The organism is Curvibacter sp. GW821-FHT01G03 (genome assembly GCF_059422285.1).
The window spans coordinates 77654-84856 of the sequence record NZ_JBWKWP010000023.1 but is presented as its reverse complement, the minus strand read 5'-3'; the positions used below and the strand labels follow the sequence as shown (position 1 = coordinate 84856).

Annotated in this window: 6 protein-coding genes; 1 reads left to right on the top strand and 5 read right to left on the bottom strand. The window is 66.4% G+C overall.

Going from position 1 to position 7203, the window contains the following annotated elements:
• Both AC07VS_RS25540 and AC07VS_RS25535 read right to left on the bottom strand, forming a co-directional pair.
• Positions 1-990 (bottom strand): lipocalin-like domain-containing protein (locus AC07VS_RS25540; RefSeq protein WP_494752362.1); only part of this gene is annotated, 990 nt, incomplete at its 3' end.
• A 12-nt stretch (positions 991-1002) separates the two neighbouring features.
• Positions 1003-3588, bottom strand: a complete 2586-nt coding sequence (locus AC07VS_RS25535) for an FtsX-like permease family protein (RefSeq protein WP_494752361.1) — start codon at positions 3586-3588, stop codon at positions 1003-1005.
• Positions 3589-3784: 196 nt separating this feature from the next.
• Between AC07VS_RS25535 and AC07VS_RS25530 the strand changes: the two genes are divergently transcribed.
• A complete protein-coding gene (locus AC07VS_RS25530; protein WP_494752360.1) occupies positions 3785-4216 on the top strand; it encodes an Hsp20/alpha crystallin family protein in 432 nt (143 codons plus the stop codon).
• Between the two features lie 23 nt (positions 4217-4239).
• Here AC07VS_RS25530 and AC07VS_RS25525 read toward each other — a convergent pair whose 3' ends face one another.
• Genes AC07VS_RS25525 through AC07VS_RS25515 form a run of 3 tightly spaced genes read right to left on the bottom strand, consistent with a single transcriptional unit; the run spans position 4240 to position 7112 of the window.
• Complete coding sequence (locus tag AC07VS_RS25525; RefSeq protein WP_494752359.1) at positions 4240-4926, bottom strand: ABC transporter ATP-binding protein; 687 nt, start codon at positions 4924-4926, stop codon at positions 4240-4242.
• A gap of 13 nt (positions 4927-4939) precedes the next feature.
• On the bottom strand, positions 4940-5911 hold the full coding sequence (miaA, locus tag AC07VS_RS25520) for a tRNA (adenosine(37)-N6)-dimethylallyltransferase MiaA (protein WP_494752358.1): 972 nt from the start codon (positions 5909-5911) through the stop codon (positions 4940-4942).
• A gap of 10 nt (positions 5912-5921) precedes the next feature.
• On the bottom strand, positions 5922-7112 hold the full coding sequence (locus tag AC07VS_RS25515; RefSeq protein WP_492348649.1) for a multidrug effflux MFS transporter: 1191 nt from the start codon (positions 7110-7112) through the stop codon (positions 5922-5924).
• Positions 7113-7203 lie beyond the last annotated feature (91 nt).

Genomic DNA, 7203 nt, shown 5'->3' with positions numbered 1-7203 from the left:
GGCCTCGATGACGGCTTTGACGACGAGCGCTTGCCCTGGCAGCACCAACTTCCATTCAACGGGATACTCCACCTGGGTCTTGGGGCTTTTCCAGCGCTTGCCCGGTATCAATTGCACCTGGCCTGGCGCCGTGACGGTTTGCTTGCCTTGGGCATCCCGAAAAGTGCTGGCATCCCACATCGCGTCACCGGCACGGTTGCGCATCCGGAACGCCATGAGGGCTGAACCATCCAGGAAATTGAGGCCCATCCAGTCCCATCCCTGGGCTTCGGGGGCCATCAGTTCATCGCTCCATTCGTGGTCCAGCCAGGCCCGGTGCTCGGTCCCTGCATCCAGAACAAAGCGCTGACCCTGCAACTGGATGTGCCCCTGCACACTCATCTGAGGCTCGCTGTAGTAGCGACTGAATTGCGAGGCCTGAGGCCCCTTTTGAGAATAGCCCTCCAGGCCTTGCAGGAGCAGTGGCTGCCTGGGTTTGAAGTCAAGGTGCAGCTCGAAGGCGTCACTCTGAATCCGGGCTTCGTACTGGCTGCCCTCTTGGGTGTGGCTGACACGCCGAAACGACCAGGGGTGCAAGTGCACCTCAGTGTCTTGGGTGCCAGCTTCGGCCAAGCCCATGCCTGCGCGTGCACTGCGCTGGTCATGCCAAAGCTGTTTGCCCTGTACATCGGTCAGCGCAGCATGGGCGAACACCAGTTGCTGGGGGGAGAAGGCCGAACCTCCTTTGGGCACACCCTGCACGCGGGATCTGAAGAACGTGATCTGGTAGCCAAACATCCGCGAACCGGATTGAGCGCTGCCCGTCACGTACCACCACTCAATGCCCTGCTCTGGATGACTGCCAAAGTCTCTTGGAAATTGCAGCGGTGGTCTGGACAGTGGCGGCCCCTTGGCCAGGGCCCCCATGGGGGCACCCGCACCCACCAGACTCCAGGCCAGGGCATTGAATTGACGCCGTTTCAGCATCTGCGGTTTGGACAAAGGGTTCATGGGTGACAAGGTTTACCAATCTTCTCGCACGGCGCTCACCGCATCGCGGCTGACCGCCGCCCGCCCCGCCAGCCAGGCCGTCACCGTGCCGGCTGCGACCGTGGCCAGGCACAGGGCCAGCAATCGGCTCCAGGGGGCATGCAACTCCATGCTCCAGTGAAAACTCTGGGGATTCACCACTTTGACCAGCAGCACGGCCACCGCCAGCCCCAGCAGCAGTCCGGCCGCGGCACCGATGCTGGTCCAGACCAGCCCCTCACCGGCGACCACGGCCAGAATTTGCCGGCGGGTGAGCCCCAGGTGGGTCAACAAGCCGAACTCTTTGCGGCGTGCCAACACCTGGGCGCTGAAGCTGGCCGCCACGCCAAACAAGCCGATGCCAATGGCCACGGCCTGCAGCCAGTAGGTCACGGCAAAGCTGCGATCGAAAATCTTCAAGGATCGCTCACGGATCTCCGCCGAGGAGGCGATCTCCAGCGCCAGCGGCCTGCTGCTGCCGCCTTGGCTGGAAGGCAGGGCCAGCAGCTCAGCTTGCACGACTGATTCAGGCACGCCAGGGCGTGGCCAAAGGGCCAGATCGTTCACTTGCGAGTCCCCGCTCAAGGCCTGGTAGTCGGTCCGGTCCATCACCAACGTACCGGACTGGCGGGCGTAATCTCGCCAGATGCCTTTCACAAAGAAGCGGGTCGCCGGCGATGTGGGTGCCGGATCCCGATGCGGGAAAGCCTTGGCCAGCAAGTCGAAGTCTTCGCCAGGGCGTGCCTGGTACAAGTCGACCATGGCCTCGCTCACGTAAAGCCCAATCGCGCCGGTCGGTGTGTCCAGAATCGTTCCTTGCAATGGCAGGCTTTTGGAGTCGTCCAGCCGATCCTTGGCGATCAGGGTGACTTTGGGCCGCCCAGGCATCAGCTGCAGCGCGCGCACCCGCAATCGACTGCTGGCTTGTACCGAGGGCAGTGCCACCGCCTGGTTCAGCCAGTCTTCTGGCAAGGTCAGTACTTCGCTCGCTTGCTGGCTGCCTTGCAGGTGTACATACAACGGGGCTGGCAGCACCAGGTCCAGCCAGTCGATCACTGAGACCCTGAAACTGCTGATCATCACGGTCAAGGCCACGGCCAGACTCAGGCTGGCCACCACCCCGCTGATGGCCGAGCTGGCCATGCCGCGCATTCGGCGAGCGCGCTCCACCGCCAGCAAGGGCAGCAGGTGTTGCTGCAGGGCCCCAGCCAGTGGACCATCGATGACGGCCATCAGGCTGGGCAAGAGCACGATGCCCCCCACCAGAAGTGCACCCACCGACACATACGCCGCCACCGGGATGCCCCACCAGGGGGGGGACAAGGCCAGCACGCCGGCCAGCGCCATCAACATCAGGCCCGCCATGCGCCCATGGGCTGCAGAGGGTGCATCTCCCAACCCTTTCAGCGATTGAGCCGGGGGCAGCGCGGCGGCGGCGCGCGCCGGCCACCAGCCACCTGCCAACGCCGCGGCCACGCCCAGGCTGCCATACAGCAGCGCCGCGGCCGGGCTCCACCGCAGGCTGGGTGCCACACCGGTGAAATACCCGCCACCCAGATCACCGCCCAACCAGCGCAGGGCCAGGGCCGCCAGGACGGTGCCCGCCAGCAGGCCGAGCCCACTGCCCACGCCGCCCAGCAGCAGGGATTCAAGCAGCACCAACCGGGCCCGCTCCCTGGGTTGCAGGCCCAGCACGCCCAGCAGCGCAAACTGCCGTGTGCGCCGTGCCACGCTCAGCGACAACACCGAAAACACCAGAAAAGCCCCGGTGAACAGCGCCACCAGGGCCAGCACCGTCAGGTTGACCCGGTAGGCCCGCGACAGCTGGTCAATCTGTTGACCCGCGTCGGCCGGCTCATGGGCCAGCACATTGGCGGGCAGGTTCAGCTTGGCCAGGTAGCCGGCGTGATCCACCCCGGCCCGCAGTCGCACGTCGATGCGACTCAACTGGCCGACACGGTCAAACAAGTCCTGCGCTGCGGCCATGTCCATCACGGCGGTGGCTGGTCCCGTCACAGCCAGCGTGCCCGCGACCTGCAGCGCCACCGGGCCCGCCTCGGTCTGGACCTGGACCTGGGTAGCGCCGGAGACTTGAGCCTGGGCCGCCGCATTCAGAAAAACACGTCCAGGTCGCAAGATGTCCAGGCGGTCTGCGCCAGCCAGGGGGCGTGGGATCAGGTCGGGTGCCACGCCAGCCAGGCGGAACGCATCCACACCCAGCAGTCGCAAGGGCACACCGCCCGGGGCCTGTGTGGTGAGCAGCAAGGTGTTGAGCTCCAGCACGGGTGAGGCCTCGGCCGTGTCGGGGTGTTGGGCCACCCGGGGGTACAGCGCTTCATCGAAGGTTCCCCGCACGGCGCGCAGTTCCAGATCGGCCTGCCCATTGACCGAGCGCACGGCCTGCGAGAACTCGTCCAGCGCCGAGGCATTGATCAGATGCACCGAAAAGGCCAGGGCCACGCCCAGCAGCACGGCCACGATCGCGGCCAGTGATCGCCAGGGGTGACGGCGCAACTCTTGCCACGAAAAAGTGCAAAGCAAGGCCCAGAGGGGCGATCGGTGACGGGGTGGCGGTGGCATCAGCCGCCATTGTGCACAGCTCTTTCAAGACCCTTCGCATCACCCGTCATCGCGACTTTTTGCGCCAGATCAAACAGGGATGCGAGGGTCTGTCTTGAACCCCAAAGCCACTCTTGATGCGCCGCGCAGACCCCCTATTTTCTGAACGGGGGGCCCGCATGGGCCTGTCCCGTCATCAACCAGAAGGAGTTTCGACATGAATTCACTGATCCCACGCGGGGGCCTGCTGCTCGATGAGTTTTTCCGCGATGCCGCCCCCGGTTTCTACATCCGCCCCTTGCACGGGGACAAGCTGCCCACGCCGGCCCAGATCAAGGTCGACGTGACCGAAAGCGACGCCGCCTTCACCGTGCACGCCGAGGTGCCCGGTGTCGCCAAAGAAGACCTGCATGTGACCCTTGAGGGCCAGGTTTTGAGCCTCAGTGCCGAGGTGCGGCAGCAGGATCAGGCCACCCGCGATGGCAAGGTGTTGCGCAGCGAGCGCTACTTTGGTCAGGTGGCTCGCAGCATCCAACTGCCCACCGAGGTGGACGTCAGCCAGGCCCGCGCCCGGTACGAAGACGGGGTTCTCACACTGACCCTTCCAAAGCGTCAGGCCGGCAGCGCCCAGCGGCTCAAGATCGAGTGAAGCGGCACCCGCTGGGGCGTGGGCTAGGCCGCGATGCCCTGAGCCGTCAGCCGCAGCACCCGGTCGGCCTGGGCCGCAGCGGCTTCCGAGTGGGTGACCAGCACCAGCGCGGCCCCTTGTTCACGCGTCTGCTGCAACAGCAGGGCCATCACTTGGCTGGCGGTTTGCGGGTCCAGGTTGCCGGTCGGTTCATCGGCCAGCAGCAGACCGGGCCGGTGCACCAGGGCGCGGGCTATGGCCACGCGCTGCAACTGGCCGCCGCTCAGTTGCTGTGGCAGGCGCTCGCCCAGCCCCGCCAGCCCTACGGCCGCCAGCATCTCCGAGACCCGGGCCTGGGCAGCCGTACCGCTTTGGCCCAACAGCATCAAAGGCAAGGCCACGTTCTGTCGCACGTCCAGGTGGGGCAGCACATGAAAGGCCTGAAACACAAAGCCCACATGCTGGCGTCGCCACAGGGCGCGCGACGTTTCGTCCAGCCCGGCCAGATCGGTGCCTTGCACATCGATTCGGCCTTCGTCCCAGTGGTCCAGGGCCGCCAGGCAGTTCAGCAAGGTCGACTTGCCCACGCCAGACTCACCGATGATGGCGACAAACTCCCCGGCACTGACAGTCAGGCTCACGTGCTCGAACACCGGGGCGCCAGCATAGCGTTTGCCCAGGCCCTGAACGCAGATGGCGGGCTTGGTCATGGATGGGCCAGGGGCGTTCATGGTGTTCGTGTCCTCAGCCCAGCTGTCCGCTCTTGCGCAGCAGGGCCTCAGCCAGGGCCAGCACCTGCGGCAGGGCGTCGGGGGCATCGCAGGCCACGGTGTGGCGTCGAGGCATGCTGCGCAGCCAGGTCAGCTGCCGCTTGGCGAGCTGGCGTGTGGCAAAGATGCCGCGATCGCGCAACTCGCTCATCGGTTCTTGGCCTGACAAGGCCTCCCAGGCCTGGCGGTAACCCACGCAGCGCATCGATGGCAGGTCCGGGTGCAGATCACCGCGGGCCCGCAATCGGCAGACCTCGTCGATGAAACCCTGTTGCAGCATGGCGTCAAAGCGTTGTTCGATGCGGTGGTGCAGCCATTTGCGGTCCTTGGGTTCCAGCGCGATCAGTTCGATGGGCAGGCCCCGGGTCGTGTCGCCGTGCTGTGCGGCATGAAAGCTCGACAGCGTCTGCCCCGATACCCGGAACACCTCCAGCGCACGCTGGATGCGCTGGGCATCGTTCGGGGCCAGGCGCTGAGCCGTGGCGGGGTCCACCCGCGCCAGTTCGGCGTGCAGGCCAGGCCAGCCGCGCTCGGCTGCCTCAGCCTCCAGCGCGGCACGCACCTCGGGGTTGGCGGGGGGCATCGGGTCCAGTCCATCCACCAAGGCCTTGAAGTACAACATCGTCCCCCCGACCAGCAGCGGCAGGGCGCCGCGGGCGCGGATGGCCTGGATCAGCCCAGCCGCGTCTTGGGCAAACTCGGCGGCGCTGTAGGCTTGCAAAGGGTCGCGGATGTCGATCAGGTGATGGGGCACCTGCGCCAGCTCGGCCGCGCTGGGCTTGGCCGTGCCGATGTCCATGCCCCGGTACACCAGTGCCGAATCCACGCTGATGATCTCCATCCGATGATGGGGCGCGAGGTGCGCAGCCAAAGCCAGTGCGGCAGCCGTCTTGCCGGAGGCGGTCGGGCCTGCCAGGGCCAGGCAGGGAAGGGTCGAAGTCGTCATGCAAGGGGTCTCAGGTGGCGGCCGGTTCACCGTATTTGGGGACCAGTGTCCAGGCGGTCAGGGCGATGCAGGCGCTCCAGAACCAGACGCCCAGGGTCAGAGGGTAGATCGTGCCGTCCATGTGCTGCCCCAGCCAAGCCCCGATCCCAAAGGCCACCACCATCATGCCGAAGCCATTGAGCGCCGAGGCTGCGCCGGCGGCCTGGGGGAAGGGACCCACGGCACCGCTTTGCCCGCAAGGCTGGTGCACCCCGTGAGCCAGCATGAAGATGTAATAGGGCAGCATGATGGCCCAGCCCTGGTGCACGCCCGCCAGGGCCAGTGTGCCCATCAGCGTGCCGCCCAGCAGGGTCATCCCGCCGGCCACGGCCACGCTGCGTCGCAGACCCAGGCGCGGCAGCATCCAGCGGCACATGAACGTGCCCAGAAAGTAGGCAAAAGACATCGAACACATCAACAGGCCATAGGCGGTCTTGCTCAGCCCCAGGACTTTGATGAAGACGAAGGACGACGAGGCCAGAAAGGTGAACAGCCCGCCATACGAGGCCGCGGTCAGCACCGAGAAGGTGATGAAGGTCGGGTGGCGCAGGATCTGCCCCCAGGTGCGCAACACCACGGAAGGCTGGGTGGCACGCGGGTTGCGCTGGGCCAGGCTCTCGCTGAAGCGCCAGCCCAGCAGCCCCAGGGTGGCGGCGCCGAACACGGCCAGGGCCAGCATGGCGGCCCGCCAGCCCATCCAGTCGGACAGCAGGCCCCCCAGGGGAGCGCTCAGGCAGGCGATCACACCCAGGCCGGACAAGCCCTTGGACATGACCCGTGCGCCTTCCAGTGGCTTGTACAGGTCACGCACGATGGCCCGGGCGCACATCACGCCAGCCCCCATGGCCGCCCCCTGCACCATGCGGCCCAGGATCAGCATCTCCATCGAGGTGGCCAGGGCACAGCCCAGGGCCGACACGGTGTAGGCCACCATGCCGATCAACAGCACGGGGCGGCGTCCGATCCGGTCCGACAGCGGGCCCCAGGCCAGTTGCGAGCAGCCGAAAGCCAGCAGAAGCGCCGACAACGTCAGTTGGGCTTGCGTCATCGTGGCGCCAAAGCCCTCTTTCATGGCCGGCAGGGCGGGCAGGTAGAGGTCGGTGGTCACCGGCTGCAGACCCAGCAACAGAGACAGGATCAGGACCACCAGCCCGGGGCTCATGGCGGGGGTCTGGGGAAGGGCCGCAGAGGCGGCAGAACGAGAGGCAGGCATCCGGGCGAGCGTATCAGAAAGCACCCCGGGCCCTGCCAGG

Bases quoted from the DNA above. Each gene is read 5' to 3' on its own strand.
- AC07VS_RS25535 (WP_494752361.1), bottom strand. From the start codon at position 3,588: ATGCCACCGCCACCCCGTCACCGATCGCCCCTCTGGGCCTTGCTTTGC.
- AC07VS_RS25530 (WP_494752360.1), top strand. From the start codon at position 3,785: ATGAATTCACTGATCCCACGCGGGGGCCTGCTGCTCGATGAGTTTTTC.
- AC07VS_RS25525 (WP_494752359.1), bottom strand. From the start codon at position 4,926: ATGAACGCCCCTGGCCCATCCATGACCAAGCCCGCCATCTGCGTTCAG.
- miaA (WP_494752358.1), bottom strand. From the start codon at position 5,911: ATGACGACTTCGACCCTTCCCTGCCTGGCCCTGGCAGGCCCGACCGCC.
- AC07VS_RS25515 (WP_492348649.1), bottom strand. From the start codon at position 7,112: ATGAGCCCCGGGCTGGTGGTCCTGATCCTGTCTCTGTTGCTGGGTCTG.